General features: G+C 42.3%; 10 protein-coding genes and 1 pseudogene. 5 read left to right on the forward strand and 6 right to left on the reverse strand.

Annotated features, from left to right (window positions below):
* The first annotated feature begins 176 nt into the window (after positions 1–176).
* Entirely contained in the window at positions 177–1,556 is a 1,380-nt protein-coding gene (locus ASV53_RS16020; RefSeq protein ID WP_094957820.1) for a metal-dependent hydrolase family protein, read from the forward strand.
* 70 nt (positions 1,557–1,626) lie between these two features.
* Entirely contained in the window at positions 1,627–2,280 is a 654-nt protein-coding gene (locus tag ASV53_RS16025) for a DUF3299 domain-containing protein (RefSeq protein ID WP_094957821.1), read from the forward strand.
* 141 nt (positions 2,281–2,421) lie between these two features.
* On the opposite strand, the gene ASV53_RS16030 is transcribed toward ASV53_RS16025, so the two are convergent.
* A complete protein-coding gene (locus tag ASV53_RS16030; RefSeq protein ID WP_062687836.1) occupies positions 2,422–2,673 on the reverse strand; it encodes a hypothetical protein in 252 nt (83 codons plus the stop codon).
* Between the two features lie 228 nt (positions 2,674–2,901).
* Positions 2,902–7,011, reverse strand: a complete 4,110-nt coding sequence (locus ASV53_RS16035) for a hypothetical protein (protein WP_094957822.1) — start codon at positions 7,009–7,011, stop codon at positions 2,902–2,904.
* 336 nt (positions 7,012–7,347) lie between these two features.
* Here ASV53_RS16035 and ASV53_RS16040 point away from each other — a divergent pair, with 336 nt between their 5' ends.
* On the forward strand, positions 7,348–8,559 hold the full coding sequence (locus tag ASV53_RS16040; protein ID WP_062687839.1) for a DEAD/DEAH box helicase: 1,212 nt from the start codon (positions 7,348–7,350) through the stop codon (positions 8,557–8,559).
* Between the two features lie 172 nt (positions 8,560–8,731).
* On the opposite strand, the gene ASV53_RS16045 is transcribed toward ASV53_RS16040, so the two are convergent.
* Positions 8,732–9,982 carry a leucine-rich repeat-containing protein kinase family protein gene (locus tag ASV53_RS16045; protein WP_094957823.1) on the reverse strand — a complete coding sequence of 417 codons (1,251 nt, stop codon included), beginning with the start codon at positions 9,980–9,982 and terminating at the stop codon, positions 8,732–8,734.
* Positions 9,983–10,233: 251 nt separating this feature from the next.
* On the opposite strand from ASV53_RS16045, the gene ASV53_RS16050 reads away from it, so the two are divergent.
* Positions 10,234–10,836, forward strand: a complete 603-nt coding sequence (locus ASV53_RS16050; RefSeq protein ID WP_094957824.1) for a 2OG-Fe(II) oxygenase — start codon at positions 10,234–10,236, stop codon at positions 10,834–10,836.
* Between the two features lie 59 nt (positions 10,837–10,895).
* Here the strand turns inward: ASV53_RS16050 and ASV53_RS16055 are convergent.
* The 3 genes and pseudogenes from ASV53_RS16055 to ASV53_RS16065 all read right to left on the reverse strand — a co-directional run bounded on the left by ASV53_RS16055 (position 10,896) and on the right by ASV53_RS16065 (position 14,539).
* Positions 10,896–11,526: pseudogene (locus ASV53_RS16055) on the reverse strand (CatB-related O-acetyltransferase).
* 450 nt (positions 11,527–11,976) lie between these two features.
* Positions 11,977–13,068: an agmatine deiminase gene (gene aguA / locus ASV53_RS16060; RefSeq protein WP_094957825.1), complete on the reverse strand. Its 1,092-nt coding sequence runs from the start codon at positions 13,066–13,068 to the stop codon at positions 11,977–11,979.
* 52 nt (positions 13,069–13,120) lie between these two features.
* Positions 13,121–14,539, reverse strand: coding sequence for an APC family permease (locus ASV53_RS16065; RefSeq protein WP_094957826.1), 1,419 nt, complete (start codon positions 14,537–14,539; stop codon positions 13,121–13,123).
* Between the two features lie 531 nt (positions 14,540–15,070).
* Here ASV53_RS16065 and ASV53_RS16070 point away from each other — a divergent pair.
* Positions 15,071–15,694, forward strand: a complete 624-nt coding sequence (locus ASV53_RS16070; protein ID WP_094957827.1) for a TetR/AcrR family transcriptional regulator — start codon at positions 15,071–15,073, stop codon at positions 15,692–15,694.
* The last annotated feature ends 257 nt before the right edge of the window (positions 15,695–15,951 follow it).

Below are 15,951 nucleotides of genomic sequence, written 5' to 3' on the forward strand. Positions count from 1 at the left end.
ATATCCCACATAATATTTGTTAGCTTATTATTCTTATTAGTTGAAAGCTATTATTTTATGTGACGTTGACAATATAATAAACGTGGCCTTAACTTCTTATGAGTTTCTCAGTCTGTAACCATCAAATATGATTGCGATGGTTAAGGTGAAAATATTTTATCTAGAAGGGACTATACATGAAGATTGTTGTTCTTGTACCTCTATTTACCTTAATGATATCAATGGCTTTTGCTTCGGAAGAAAAACCTGCAGTACAAATACTCTTCAAGAATGTCGATATATTTAATGGCCTCGAAAATAAGCTGTTTGAAAATTATCATGTATTAGTTGAAGGGAATATCATTAAAACCATTTCTGATAAAGACATTAAAGTTCGAGACGACGCGACTACCATTGACGGTACGGGAAAAACCCTAACACCAGGCTTTATTGAAAATCATGCGCACTTGATGCTCATGGGGCCAAATTTGCCTGCAATGGAAGCAAATATGACTTGGGAAGACTTTGCCATTCATGGTTCTCGAATGGCGAGGATGTACCTTATGCAAGGCTTCACGACTGTGCGTGATGCGGGTGGTGCAAACGGTGGTTTAAGGAGAGCCATAGACTCAGGGGAAATTGTTGGTCCACGTTATTATCCATCAGGTGCTTTTCTCGGCACTAGAGGGGGTCACGCGGATTTTGCAAACTTCTCGGCTCCTGTGGGTAGCGAAACAAATTTTGGTCGCCTGAATATGGCGCAAGAAGTTGATAGTGTTGCTGACGTTAAAAAGTATGGGAGAAATAATTTCCGTATGGGGGCAACTCAGCTGAAATATATGCAGTCTGGTGGGGTCGTATCAGCATTTGATCCTTGGCAACTATTGGCGGGTTCTCCTGAAGAAATTAAAGCTGCTGTTGCTGTTGCTGATAGTTATGGTAGCTATGTAATGGCGCACTCTTACCGTAAAGAAGCCATTCTTAGCGCACTTGATGCGGGAGTTATCTCGATTGAACATGGTTTCGCATTTGATTGTGATATTGCCAAAGTCATGACGGAAAAAGGCGCCTATATAACGACGAACTTAACGGCATTTGATCCCGGCCTTTTGGATATTCCTGCCGTGAAAAATGTAGCTTCTAGTTTAGCAAAAGCGAAATCGGCGAGTGAAACCTTTAAAAACTACATTCCTAATATGAAGAAGTGCCCAGTTAAGCGTGGATTTCAAACTGACTGTGTTGGTTCTGTAGATGCCTGTAACATTCAAATAGCTTACGAAAAACATTTAAATAATGCGTTCTTTGGCCCTTATGAATCTTTGAAAACATTAACATCTGTTGGAGGAGAGATTTCGAAATTAACAGGTGATTTCACTAACCCCTATCCAAAAGCTAAATTAGGGGTGATTGAAACGGGTGCTTATGCAGACATTCTGTTATTAGATGGCAACCCTTTAAGTGACTTTTCTGTTGTGGGTACTGGTGACAAGTGGTTTGGTGCAGAAAAGCGCCCTGAGAGTCCAGATACCATTAAATTGATCATGAAAGATGGTGTTATCTATAAAAATACGCTTTAGGTCATCAGCTTGAATTACCTTTAACTGTTTTTAATTACAGTTTTTTGATTATTTTAAGAAAGGATGATGAATGTTGAAAAAGCTTATTCAGTTTCTATTCGTGATGGTCTTGATGTCAGCCTCGTTAGGTAGTTATGCCAACGATCCAATCACAATTGAGTGGCAATCATTAAGGCCTGAAACTGCCCAAAATCCGATAACACTTCCAGACCTCAGTGATGAAGAGAGGTTACAACTTCAACGTGTTTTCACGCTAATGCAGTCTAGTGGGCAGCAAGACACAGATCGTATTGCTTTAATCAAGAAACAACTAAAGTCCAAAGGTATTGATGTCGATGAATTGCTTGAATTACGAAGGCTGTATATACAAGCACAGAAAAAGTCAGCGGAAGCGATCACCACAACCTTTGATGGAAAGAATGTCCGTATCCCCGGTTTTCTTGTCCCAATTGAGTTCTCCGACGCCATGGTGACGACGGACTTTTTATTGGTTCCCGTTGCTGGCGCTTGTATTCATATGCCGCCTCCACCAGCAAACCAGATTGTCCGTATATCGTTCCCTGAAGGGTATAAGGTAAAGAATGTTAAGTATCCGGTCTGGGTTGAAGGGGTTATTGCTTCATCTGTTAAATCAGAAGATGTCTATATCGTAGATGGGACCAGTAATATCACTATGGGGTACAGTTTGAATGCATCTAAAGTGGTTGATTATGAAGAGTTCTAATTTGAAATATGTAAAATTGAATTGAACTTGTTGTGATATTGGCTGCGCTGACTCATGAGGGCTTTGAGTGAAATGCCGTGGACGCTAAAAACTAAAAACAGCGCCATCGCAGAAGGATGGCGCTATTTTAGAATGCAGTAATTAGTGTTTCTTACGCTGTGGACCTCTGCGTACCATCTCTTTACCGTTTTCGTATACGTCTTGAGATACCCAACGGCCCAATAATAATTGGTGTTTGTCATCTAGCACAGCAACAAATGGACGACCATCAGTGTTGTTCGTTGCCATTGCAATACCAGCAACATTTGTCAGGCCAAGACCACCGTCTTCGATTGAAATAAGAAAAAGTTCAAGTTCGTCTAGTGTTTCGATTACAGTATTTTCGATATTCATGGATATTTCTCTATATTGTTACTTTTACCGCAATGCGTATTCAGCGCAAGAACATTCATTACTATGCCTGAAGATAGCGGTAAACGACCGATTTTGCGTACTTTACAGGTGAATCTAAGGGAATGAAACCTCAAGTACCACGATGGACTCTATCCCGTTTTGTGAACGGCTTGCTATGTGCAGCAAGCCGTTAAGCTTAATTCGACACACTACGACGAAAAACGGAGCTTACAACGGTTGATAAATGCCTGCACTATGAATAATTTTCTTGGAAATTTTATTCATGACGCGGATGAAGAACCTTCGCAGTAAACCAAACTTGATGTTAACAATTGCAACTCGGCAAAGTTCGCCTGAGGGGTTATAACCTAAATAGACTCGCATACCTTTACGGGCTAAGTGAACCGCTAAAACGTTAGATGCATTACTCTCATCGGGTTGAATTAGATGAACGGCCTCAGTTTTGGTGACTTTTTTACGCCAAGTTTTGGTGCATTGCTGCGCCGCTTTAATACTGCCTGGCTCTCCAACTAATAGCGTTTTACCTTTTATTCGGCTTTCTAAGTATGGGTACAGTTGGTTTGCTGCTGGGTACCAGTGATCTGGCTGAGTTTGATTAAGCCGAATATCGACCATTTCCAACTGATCTTGGCGCTGATAACGATAAACCTGCGTGACGGATGAGTGCAATTTATTGCCTAAAATTAAACCGCTTGCAGACTGATTGTATTGCATGAAGTCCAGTTCACCATTGGCGAGGGTTAAACTACCAATATGAGCAATGTCGATACTCTCGTCATCTAAAAGCGCCGTCAGTTCAGCTACATAGCGGGGTTTGTTTTCCATTACGTGGAAGGTTTTTTCGGCGACTAAAACACCAGAAGGGTCATATATTTCAAATCGGTAAATACCGCAGATGCTTAACGCACGATCCGACATCGTCCAGCCAACATAGGTTAAGCGGCCGAGTGAGATGGTGGTAGTCCAATCAGATAAGTAGCCATCTTCACTGTGCATGTATGGATGGTGTAATTTGATGGTTAGCTCCAATTCTGGCGCTAATTCATCTTCATTATCGTCATCGGCAAAATACCCCAGCTGAAGTCCAAACGAACGATTTAATTCATTATCAATCTGCAGCGTCTCTTTGCGATGTTCAATTTTATAGAACAAGAGACAGTCACTTTCTTCTTGTTCTTGCTTTATTTCTTCAAGTTCTTCTTCTGTGGCCCCTTCAACGAAGATCCCATAATTAATTATTTCAATATTTGAGGTGACTGTTTTACTGTATTTTCCAGCTTGAATGTCGGCAACCAAATCACGAACATTACGAGAATTATGCGCAGCATAGTGATCTATTAGTGATTGGCATTCTGGGTAGCGTGCTAAAGATTCTAATAGTTTCAGAAGTTCTTCTAGATTGAGTTTATCGGTGTACTGACGTATTTGTGGTTGTTCAGCAAACCAAGGTAAACTTTTGTCCCATCCCTGATCTAGCGAATAAGACAGTAATTCATGAATATTAGCGCCATGTTCGTGCATTTTTTGGCACAATTTGGCTTGTGTCGTTTTATCTTTGCAATAAAGGTGCGTTAAACCAAGGCGTGGTCTGGCAGCGAACAAGCGCATGATTGCATCTTGTAAATGTGAGGAGGTGTAGTAAAACAACGTCTCCAATTCTGCCATGCCATAAAGCGTATCGAACTCATTGACACGGTATTTATCACATAAGGCGAGTAGTGTTGTGACTTGCTCTGTGGTTAACGGTGCCGTAGTTGCTAATATTGAACTGAATTGTTGAAGATCCTGCGCCTCGTCTTCTTTGTTCGATTGGCTAGGAGAATAAGCTCTGTGTATTTGGCGACGAATGCTGTTCATCATCAAGTAATGTACAGTTTCATCAAAATAGCGAATGGTCAGTTCAGGGTTTGCCTTCTGAAGGGCGATATAAAACTGCTGTTCGTTACGGGGTAATATTAAGCGTAGTGCTAACCGTATGCACTGCTGTTGGTGTTGTTTGGTTTGTTCCGTTATCCATTGCTTGAAAAATGGCGCGAGCAGTGCGGCTTCGTCATCATCCCAACCGATGTTATCAACAATAGTTTCTATTTGATAGGCAAGCGAAGCCAGTGGCGTTAATGCGTCGAGTTGCTTGACTAAATCGGCACTCGCTTTCGGTTTTTTAACCTCAGGATCAGAAAAGAAATCCGCTAGCATGCGCGTTGTTTTACAGGGAGCAACACGCAACCAGAGTGACACAAAACGTGTGCAGAATGACTGAAGCGCAAAATTATCTATGTGTGCTCCAACTTGGGCGCAAACTAAAAGCTTTTGTGCGTTATCACTGAAGTTACGTAAAAACTCATAATAGGGTTGTGCTGGGTTAATGCTTTCTTTTCGCTCGTGGCGGATTAACTGAGGCTCAAAACGGGCCAGCGCTTCTTCAAAGTGATCATGTTGTTGGGTGAGGAACCCCTGTATAAATTGCCAATCATCAGCCGCTTTAGCGAGGTCTTCGCTATTGGGTGTGTCATAAGAATACGGTTTGTCATCGGTATGGCAAATAAAGTGACTGGTTTCATTTAAGTCGCGATAGATCAGTGTTTCAAGGTTTAGCTCTAACTGGTTAAGCGCGTATAACGATAGCTCATCATGTTGTTGATGTATTTTGTCCCATTCCACAATGGCGGCGCACAGTGCCATGTGAGTAACGGCATCGAAGTCTTGCGTCTTCGTTAGCTTGGTTAATAGGACGATGATGTCCGAACGATGGCTTTGTATTAGTGTGTAACAACGCTTGAATTCATCATGTGCGATTGCGCTACTATACCCTGAAAACTCACCAATATGACGGATTAGCAGTGCTTGCCAATCGCTATTATAACGCGCAATAAAAGCGTCATCGGTGAGAAGCTCATAGGTCTCGACTATCTCGTTCGCAAAATCAGGGTGGAATGCTTGCTTGCCGTTCCAGTGATGAAGAACATCAAACATGCGTAACAGTTTTAGGCGGTTATTGGTGAGGATCTCTTCAGCATCATCCTCATCATTCCAGTCTACGATCAAGTCATAAATGATCGATGCCATTTCAGCGTGGTAAGTATCAAATCCGCCGACATGATAGGCAATTTTCTTGTGAATATTGAAGTTGCCCGCTTTGGCTACAGCGGCCATATCACAAGGTGTTACCTGATCTAGAATACTTGGATTTTCACCTGTTTCGACGAAATGCCAAATATCACGACCGTGCTCAAAGCCATCGGTTACAAAGGCTTTCCAATCTTGCTCACCCGTACCGTAAATATAGTAATTGTCGCGGTAATAATCGTCTTCATCTTCAATCGCTTTCGGTGCAACAATTGGCCGCCCTAAGTATTGCTCTATTTCTAGTTTGAGTTCAGCAGCAACTTCGTCGCCCGGTGAGTTGATAAAGTTACCTAGCAACACTTGGTGGTATTCATCCCGATCGTAATAATCATCACCTTTGCTTGGCGACATTATTGTGTAGATGAAACTTTCAACCGGGTGCTCTTGGTAATAACGCGTATCGTCCGTGTATTGTAGGTAATCTTGTTCAGCAAAGCGCTGCTTTAATAGCGATTTAAAGGTGTTGAATTCATCAGGATTACGGCGAAGTACACCCAGTAATCCACCTTCAATGGCTTCACTTTGTACAAAGTCGACACCATGGTGACTAAGGTATTCAAGGCTAAACATGCGTGCTCTGGCGCTGCTGTTATCACAGTAACAGAAGGCCTTTAGCGTATGTTGGTTATAGCCTAAGTGACTCGCGAGTAAAGCCAGCATATCTTCGCCAAGGGGCGCGTGTTCTGAATCCCAGTACGGGATGATATAGCCTCCGAATAAGTAGGCATTGTTAGGGTAGGTTATTGCTATCATGAACAATGGCAGCATCCCAAAAACCTCACATTCTGAGATCCACATTCCAGATGAGTCATTGATATTCCGAGAGACTTGGCAAATGAGTTTGGCCGTTTGTGTTAGCTGCTCTTCCAATTGAGGATGCTGACAGGCGCGAAGGAAAAAGGCGCTTTCAGAGGTGAGGTGGGTTGAACTCAGTGTTTGTTCTGCCTGTATGCCATCGGTATTGCCGTCGCTATAGCCAAATGTGAGGTTAGCGAGCTTCGTTTGGTAAAGGCTGCCAATACGATCGTCACAACCAGAGATAACCTCAAAGCGTACCTGACAATGGAAATCTGAGAAGGCGCCATCAGATTCTAGGAGTTGACGGTAAGTGATTAGCCCTTGGCGAAGAGATTCAACTGATTTTGGGTCGTAATACACAACAAATGGGGAAGTGTTTAAAGCAACGGACATAGCGAACACATGGCATCAAAAGAAAGGTGTGTTAAGAGTAAAGGGTTACATTTCCTATGTCATTGAAAATAGTTAAATAGTTTGCGGTGTGAATGCTTTAAAGTGCAATTAATCATTAACGTGTCACGCATAAAATGCAGGATGGGTTTAGTGCCGTGTTTTATGCGTAATATTACTATGACTAGTGGACTTAGCTATTCAGACGTAAGTCTTTTTTATCGGTTTGAAAAAGTGTGCGGTGCATCTTAGTGCGGGATTCTGTTAAACTGTGCGGCTATGCTTTCAGCCTCGGCTTATGCGGAGGCTGTTGATTATTATTTTCTACCGAGATCCTACATGTCATTCTCTAAGCTTGGATTACACGAATCAATCCTAAAAGCCATCGCCGAATTGGACTACAGCAAGCCGACCCCTATTCAAGAACAAGCTATTCCCGCTATTTTGAAAGGTCGTAACCTTCTTGCTGGTGCTCAAACGGGTACAGGTAAAACGGCTAGCTTTGCGTTACCTATTCTAACTATGTTAGATAGCGATGTAGAAGTACGTGCTAAACGTATCCGTGCGTTAATCTTAACGCCTACACGCGAACTTGCGATTCAGGTAGAAAAGAATATTGCGCAATACAGCAAGTATTCTCAGCATACATCACTTGCTATGTATGGTGGTGTTGATTACGCCGATCAAAAACAACGCTTGATCGATGGTGTTGATATCCTAGTAGCAACGCCTGGTCGTTTGTTGGATATGTATACCCAACGAGCTATTCACTTTGATGCACTAGAAATATTGGTTCTTGATGAAGCTGACCGCATGTTGGACATGGGCTTTATTGAAGACATCAATAAAATCATGGAACGTCTACCAGAAGATCGCCAGAACTTATTGTTCTCTGCTACTTTGTCAAAGCAAGTTCGTGCACTAGCGAAAACGGCTATCGTAAACCCAGTAGAGATTGCTGTGAAGGCAAATGCCGATACAGCACCAAAGATCGATCAATGGTTAATCTCGGTAGATAAAGACAAGAAATCGGCACTTCTTAGCCATTTGATTAAAGAGAATGAATGGGAACAAGCACTTATCTTTATCGAAACAAAACATGGTGCGGCTAAATTAGTTTCACAGCTAGAAAAACGTGGCATTGTTGCTGAAGCGATCCACAGTGGCCGAAGCCAAGCTGCGCGTGAGCAAGTACTTGAAAAATTCAAATCTGGCGAATTGAAACTATTGGTAGCAACAGGTGTTGCTGCGCGTGGTATCGATATCGATGATCTTGATCGTGTTGTGAACTACGATCTACCATTCCCAGCTGACGAATATGTTCACCGTATTGGTCGTACTGGCCGTGCTGGTGCATCGGGTGAAGCGATTTCTTTAGTATCAAGAGACGATTTCAAAAACTTGTGCATGATTGAAAGCTTGTTAGGCCATTTGCTTGTTCGTAAAGATGTTGACGGTTTCGTTCCGACAAAAGAACTGCCAGTGTCTATTCTGAATTATGTTCCTAAAAACAAGCGTAAGCCTGCACGTAATAACGACAAGCGCCGCTAGTTGCTAATTTGGTTTACGGTAAAAGCGCTGTAATTAGATAAATATAAGAAGGGCTACCTCATTGGGGTAGCCCTTCTTTTATCTGGATTGGTTATAAGTTGTATTTATCATCAGGACGATAACGCGAACTGATCTCACTGTAAGCTATGCGTTCTGACTGGATACCTTATGGCTATATGCCTTCTGTCCATATACGTTTTGCTAAAGCTTGATAAGCCTCAGAGGCTTTATCACTTTCTGCGCAAACACTAAGTAGATCATCAATAAAGTGATGCAGTGCACGTTGTTCTATAGCTCTAATACGTTGTTGTTGCTGCTCATTAAGCATGTGATACATAGACGCTGCGCCAAAATCACCAAAAATGATATTCGCATTCTCATCAAACAAGGTGTTGTGCGCGTATAAATCACCATGACACACTTGATTGTCATGCAGATGCGCAAATACGCCCTCCATCTGTTCAACCATGCGTGCTATATCTGTTACTGGTAAGGTAAAACCGGTAGGGAAGGTATCGCGTGTGCAACTATCAAGGCTTGGTGGTAAGCCAAGGTTATTATAGTGAGCTGGGATCAAGTTCATGATCAACGCTAAGTAACCCTCTTCATTCACTTGGGCCAATGATTGGACTAAATTAGGGTGATTTCCGACTTTTAAGCAAGCTTGTAGTTCATCTTCAGGGTAACCATCACTGGTGACTTCACCCTTAAAGACTTTTACGGCGATATCAGCGGGAAACCCAGTATGGTCGCCATTCCACATCGCTTTTGAAATAACACCAGATGCCCCTTGGCCAAGTAATTGAGCTAATTCAAATTGGCTTGAAGCAATTGATGGTACAGATTTAACTTTTAATGTTGATTCACAAAATGGATTTCCTGCAAATGCAAACCAAGCTAACTTAGGCAATTGCAAAAGCTGCTCAGGACATTGTTGCAGTTTGTTTGCAGAAATACGTAGTAATTCAAGATTGGATAACTTCGACATGCTCAGTGGTAATGCTGTAAGGCAGTTACCCGCTAATGCTAGCTTCTGTAGGCGAGGGCGCTCACCTAACGTTTCAGGCATCACTTCAATGCGGTTGTCGGTCAGAATTAGCCAGCGCAACTTCGCCGGTAACGCATTTTCAGGCACGTGACTAATGTGGTTAGATTTGAAACCGATCATTTCAAGTTCAGGACATTGCCCCAATACCGCTGGTAACGTATCAAATTGGTTGTTTGATGCGAAAATGATTTTTAGCTTGGTCAGTTTAACTAAAGCATCGGGCAGTGAGCTAAGTGCATTATCAGATAAATCCAGCACCTCTAACGTATCAGCTAAGGTCAGAATTTCGAGAGGAAAATCGGTTAAGCCTTCGGCAAGTTTTAGGCGTTTAGTACCGATCAGTTCGCCAGATTTTAGCTGAGAAAGAGTATGCAAAATGATGAATCCGTATTGAGGGAAAATTAGCGGGAGTATTTTACTCGAAATCGAGCATAAAGAGGGTAAAAAGCAAAATATATTATCAATAGCATAAAAGCCACCAATGATGACTGGCGGGTTTATGCGCTAATTCATTGATTATATAGGTTGAGTAATTTGGCCTATTACTACGACAAGAAAATCGAATTGTGACGCGGGGAGGATGGTTATATAACGCGCATCCCTGAATAATTCGCAATGAAATGTTGATGAACAATTTAATTGAAGCGCTAGATACAAACGGTTACTACATCTGGGATGACTTTCTTTCTGCTGAACAAGTTGAAGACTTAAAAGCCTGCATGCCTGATGAGTGGAAAAAAGCGTGTATTGGTCGTAACGATGAAGTGATGCGTGAATCCTCTATCCGCAGTGATAAAATTCACTGGTTGGCAGAGAGCCAAGGCGCAGCGGTTGATGATTTTCTTTCTCGTATGGAAGAGATTCGTCGTGCTGCAAATCAACATTTCTACCTAGGTTTATTTGAGTATGAAGCGCACTTTGCTAAGTACGAAAAAGGTGACTTTTATAAGAAGCACCTCGACTGTTTTCATGGTAACGAAAACCGCCGTTTAACGACTGTTTTTTACATGAACGACGCTTGGAACAAAGAAGATGCAGGTGAGTTGGTGGTTTATGATTTGGATGGCAATATTATTACTACTTTGCCGCCAAAGTCAGGCCGTCTGTTTGTGTTTTTATCTGAGCAGTTTCCGCATGAAGTGCTGCCAACCAATAAGCCACGTTTTAGTATCGCGGGTTGGTTCCGTACTAATGGCGTGACAGCTAATCAATTGGATATTGCGCAGTAAATCGTACTAATTAATATTTAAGCCCAGTTGGTGTTATGTCGACTGGGCTTACTTATAGCTTAGTTACGGTTGATATTATGCGCATGCTCTAATGCATCAATATTATTGCTACAGATAATGCCTTTTAATGCCTCGAACTTGGCTTCAGGCCAATCATAAATCTTTAGGGCTAGTAAGCGAGAGGTAACATCGTCAGAAAAACGTGTACGAATTACTTTTGCTGGGCTGCCGCCTACAATGGCGTAAGGCGGGATATCCTTAGTGACTACGCTGTTTGCAGCAATAATTTGCCCCTTCACCAACGGTAACACCTGGCATTATCATGGCACGCATACCAATCCAGCAGCCATCTTCTAAAATGGTATCGCCTTTTGATTGATAGGCTTCTTCAATTTTATCCATGAAAGGGTACAGGGAGAACCAATCTGCGCGATGGGTATGGTTACCGCCCATTAAAATCACCGCTTCCGCACCGATACAAACGTAATCACCAATGGAGAGCTTATCTATCTCCCAGCGTGGTTCCCAATGTTTACTGACTTCATCACCATGAAGGTAACGCACAACCGACTGTTCAAAACCATTATCGTAGGCGCCGCTATAGTAACTGTGTGTGCCTTTTAAAGTGATATTTTTGTTTTGTACTGTCTCATGGAGCATTTCCATTTTAGACCAATGCTTAATTGTCATTGTATTGCCTCGTATTCGCTCATTGATGGCGATATTTTGCTATTGCATTTGAATATGCCGCAAGCTGACAAGGTGCAATCAGATAACCGTCACATTTTAATTGTGATCGGAGAGTTTACTGTAGGCTGATTGAGTATGTCTTTGGCGGCAGTAAATAGTGAATATTTACTGCCTGAGCTAAGCGATCAGCGGACGCTGATGGTAGGCGATAGGTGTAAAGAAGGTACGTAGCGGAATACGTGTATTAATAAACATATTATGTACCTCCTATAACGAAAACGGATTAATTGTCGTTATGATAAGTTTTACAAGCGTGAAGTCAAGGCTGTAACAGTAAGGTGAGTGCGTTTTTATTCCTGCAGCAAATATAAATTGTGAAATGAAGCGAATGAAAAGCCTCTTTAGCAAATACTAAAGAGGCGAATTACTCTATGGTTTTGACCTTTTTGATTACACGCGAGGGATTTGTTGGGTAATACAGTGAATATTACCGCCACCCAGTAGGATCTCTCGTGCATTTACGCCAGATACTTGGTACCCCGGGTAGATAGTGCCCAACATGTCTGCGACTTCGGCATCGTGATTTTTATCTAGCAGCGGATATACTATGTGTTTGTTAGAGATCAGGTAGTTAGCGTAAGAACCTGCTAACCGTTCACCCGCAACACGCTCCATGCCGTCTGATGCATCAATGCCGCCTGCCTCATCTTTCGTTATGAATAGAGGGCCTGGCATAGGCAATTTGTGCACTTTAATCCGACGGCCTTTTGCATCGGTTTCTGTCTCTAGTATATCTAATGCCATGCGTGAGATTGGGTATTGCGGGTCATTTTCGTCATCACACCATGTTAATGCTATTTCGCCGGGACGAACGACATGGATGAGGTTATCAACATGGCCATTTGTTTCATCATTAAATAAACCTTGCGGGATCCAAATGATTTTTTCGATCGCAAGGTGCTCTTTAAGTACGGCTTCAATTTGTTCACGCGTTAAATCAGGGTTACGGCTCGGGTGCAGCAAACACTCTTCCGTTGTGTACAGTGTGCCTTCGCCATCGACATGAATAGACCCACCTTCAAGCACAATAGGAGCGCGGTAACTATTGTCGCCGAGGGTTTCACACACTTTTCGCGCGACAGCATCGTCTTTATCCCATGGGAAATACAAACCATCGAGTAAGCCTCCCCAAGCGTTGAAGTGCCAATCAACCCCACGACGTTCACCGTTGTCATTTACCACGTACGAAGGGCCAATATCACGCATCCAAGAATCATCGGTACTCATTTCCAGTAGCTGAATATCACTCGGCAGCATAGCGCGTGCATTCTCGAATTGATGCGCACTCACCACCATAGTTACTGGCGTTGTTTTTGCTATTGCTGTTGCGACGGCAACAAAGGTAGCCTGAGCGGGTTTGCCACCATAGCGCCAGTTGTCGGTACGCTCTGGCCATGCCATCCAAATCCCTGCTTGAGGTTCGTGCTCCGCTGGCATTCTGAATCCATCTTGTTTTGGTGTGGTATCTAATTGCTTAGTCATGATTATGTCCTTATTTATTTTTGTTTGAATTCGCAGTTAAAGCAGGGGGGCACTAAGCGGTGTGCTCTTCATAAGTCACCGTTTTTTCCGATTGTGCTTTTTTCTTCACGGCCAATGTAAGCAGGTACTCACCAATCCCGACGGTGAGTATTACGCCAAACAGCACTGGGGCGCTGTAAACCCAATCAACAGAGAGAGTGAACAGGTCAGGGAAGATAAATAGCACCACGGCTTGCGCAATAGTGAGGAAGCAAACAATGCTGAGTAGCCATTGCACACCCATGCCACCAGGTACACGGAACGGACGTTCACGATCACCATCAGCAATACGTAGTTTTAGGTATGACGGGAACATGAATAGGTATGGGAGTAAGAAGATGCAGCTAGAGAAGGCAAATACAGACCAGAATAGTTCGTCACTACTTTGCGCAAAAATGGCATACGCAATGATGACAACAGTAGATAAGATCCCTGTGATGTTATTTGCGCCGACAGGTGTATCGTGTTTTTCTGACATCTTAGCCACAACGTCAGGCAGTTCACCTTCACCAGCAGCTTCTGCTGCGGCACGGCTTGCACCCATTGTCCACGTCACCATGTTACCGATGAAGGTTAATAGCGCCATTGTACCGATCACGTAGACCATGCTTTGCCCAAATAAACCAGTGCCAAACAACTTACGTAATGTGTCGATAATACCTGCGACTAGGCCTATATCTTGAACTGGCAGCGCCATCAAGATGCCCACTGTGCCAAAGACGTAAAGGAAAGCGGTAATTGCAGCGGCAAGGAAAATAGACTTAGGCATATCGCGGACGTCTTTCATTTCTTTGGTCATTGTGGCGACAAGTTCAAAGCCCATAAGGTTGAAAACTAAAGCAGGTAAAAAGGCAACGCCGGTATCTAAACTTGGCATCATGGCTTCAATCGAGAATTCATTCGCAACGCCATGCTTAGCGGCATAAATAAACCCACCAAAACCTAATATAGATATAACCGTTATCTTTAATATGGCGCCAATATTAGTTACCCAAACACCCACATCGACTGAGACATTACAAATCCAAATTGTTAACCACGTAAGAGCGATACAAATAATGATTTGCCAGAATAAAGAAAGGCCAGGTGCAAATAGTTCTGAGAACATACCTGCAAACATAATATAAACCGCAGGCATCCATAACCCGACATTTATCCAGTAGAACCATGTAGTTCTTACCGCCCATTTATATCCAAATGCTTTTTTAACCCAATCGTAAATACCGCCATCACCAGGGTAAGTTGTACCAAGTTCTGAGGTAATTAAACCGTAAGGAATAACAAATATAACCAGTGTTACTAGCCACCAGCCGATGGAACTAACACCAATGGATGCTGAGGCAGTTAATGTATCAACGACGATAACGGCACATAAGCTAAATAGTGCTAGGCTCGTGACCCCCATTTTTCCTTTGGATACTTGCGCGTCCATAATGATTCTCCGTATCTATGTTATTTCATTTATTGGATGTTGCGAAACGTTATGCTGGTATTTATTTAAGCAGGGAGGGATATTTACTTTCGTTATGAGAATCACTTATCGGTTTAATACTGATATGTGACGAGCAGGCCGTGATGGAATAACCATATTTTAGGAGAGAAAGGGGTGAGACCACGAAAATTGATTCTGATCAAATGAATAGTGAGCTAACAGACGTAAGTTTTGATTTGAAGAACTGAGGCTGCTTAGCACGGCAAGATGTGATTAAGACAGTCAAGTATCGGCTTAGTGCGAGCAATATTGTGCGCAGTGTCGGTATTGAAAATATTGTGAGCATGGTGGTGTTCGCACAGTATTGGTAACTGTATATACGTTAAGATACGTTCTAATTGACAGTCTTAATAACTAGGGATTGTCGAATAGCGCGGTAATATTTCGGTTCGAAAGAAAGTCTACGCATGATGGTAAAAGACAGTGAGTAGATTTATAACGGTAAGTCATAATGCACAATAGGGATCAAGCATGAAGCGAGAATCAACCGAGAAGCGCTTAGAACGGATTCACACTGCCATTACGAGTTTGGTTGCTCACCGTGATGTGAATGCGATTTCAATTTATGATGTTGCTAAAGAAGCCTCAATAGCAGCTTCTACGGTTTATCACCATTATCCAAATATTGAAGCGCTCATTTATGGGCTAATGGAAGGCATATTCGCAGATTTCACCCACGTCTTAGATGAAGCGATAAAACCTGAAGAAATTTGCCATTGGAGTGACATTAATAGGATGATAGAGCAAGGCTTTGTTAACTATTATCGAGGCAATCCGCTCGTGCAACGTATATTGCTTGGCCAACATACTTATACTTCTATACGACATGCAGATGCACAAAATGATCTTTTGTTAGCGGAACATGTTGAAGTCATCTATCGACGTTATTTTGTATTACCCGAATTGCCGAATGATGTGAATATTTTTGCTATTGCGCTACAGGTTGCAGATAAGGTTTATTCAATGAACTATCGCGAAAATGGCGATATACCACCTGAAATGGCGCGTGAAGCAAAAATATTAACCGAAGCCTATTTAGGCACTTATTTACCGCGCAATCTTCCTCGAATAAAGGCAGACCCTACATTAAATTAATTATTACACCTTACTCATGACGTTTATCACATTACTTTTGTGATTGTATAGTTATTTAAGTCAGTACTAATGTACTGGCTTTTTTTTTGCTTGTTATAATTCAAGAGTATCAGAATCAAATATCGATAAAGACAAATGGCACTGACTTATATTTGTGACGTTAATCAGGAAGTAAATTGGCTTTTAGTGTCACTGACCGATTAGTGATTCTAGTTTAAGATTTAATTTTTTATTCTGGCAATAATGATTCCAACAAA

This window comes from Photobacterium sanguinicancri (assembly GCF_002265265.1).
Taxonomy (GTDB): domain Bacteria; phylum Pseudomonadota; class Gammaproteobacteria; order Enterobacterales; family Vibrionaceae; genus Photobacterium; species Photobacterium sanguinicancri.

Excerpts from the sequence above, each read along its gene's own strand:
- ASV53_RS16020 (WP_094957820.1), top strand. The coding sequence starts at position 177 with ATGAAGATTGTTGTTCTTGTACCTCTATTTACCTTAATGATATCAATG.
- ASV53_RS16025 (WP_094957821.1), top strand. The coding sequence starts at position 1,627 with ATGTTGAAAAAGCTTATTCAGTTTCTATTCGTGATGGTCTTGATGTCA.
- ASV53_RS16030 (WP_062687836.1), bottom strand. The coding sequence starts at position 2,673 with ATGAATATCGAAAATACTGTAATCGAAACACTAGACGAACTTGAACTT.
- ASV53_RS16035 (WP_094957822.1), bottom strand. The coding sequence starts at position 7,011 with ATGTCCGTTGCTTTAAACACTTCCCCATTTGTTGTGTATTACGACCCA.
- ASV53_RS16040 (WP_062687839.1), top strand. The coding sequence starts at position 7,348 with ATGTCATTCTCTAAGCTTGGATTACACGAATCAATCCTAAAAGCCATC.
- ASV53_RS16050 (WP_094957824.1), top strand. The coding sequence starts at position 10,234 with ATGAACAATTTAATTGAAGCGCTAGATACAAACGGTTACTACATCTGG.
- aguA (WP_094957825.1), bottom strand. The coding sequence starts at position 13,068 with ATGACTAAGCAATTAGATACCACACCAAAACAAGATGGATTCAGAATG.
- ASV53_RS16065 (WP_094957826.1), bottom strand. The coding sequence starts at position 14,539 with ATGGACGCGCAAGTATCCAAAGGAAAAATGGGGGTCACGAGCCTAGCA.
- ASV53_RS16070 (WP_094957827.1), top strand. The coding sequence starts at position 15,071 with ATGAAGCGAGAATCAACCGAGAAGCGCTTAGAACGGATTCACACTGCC.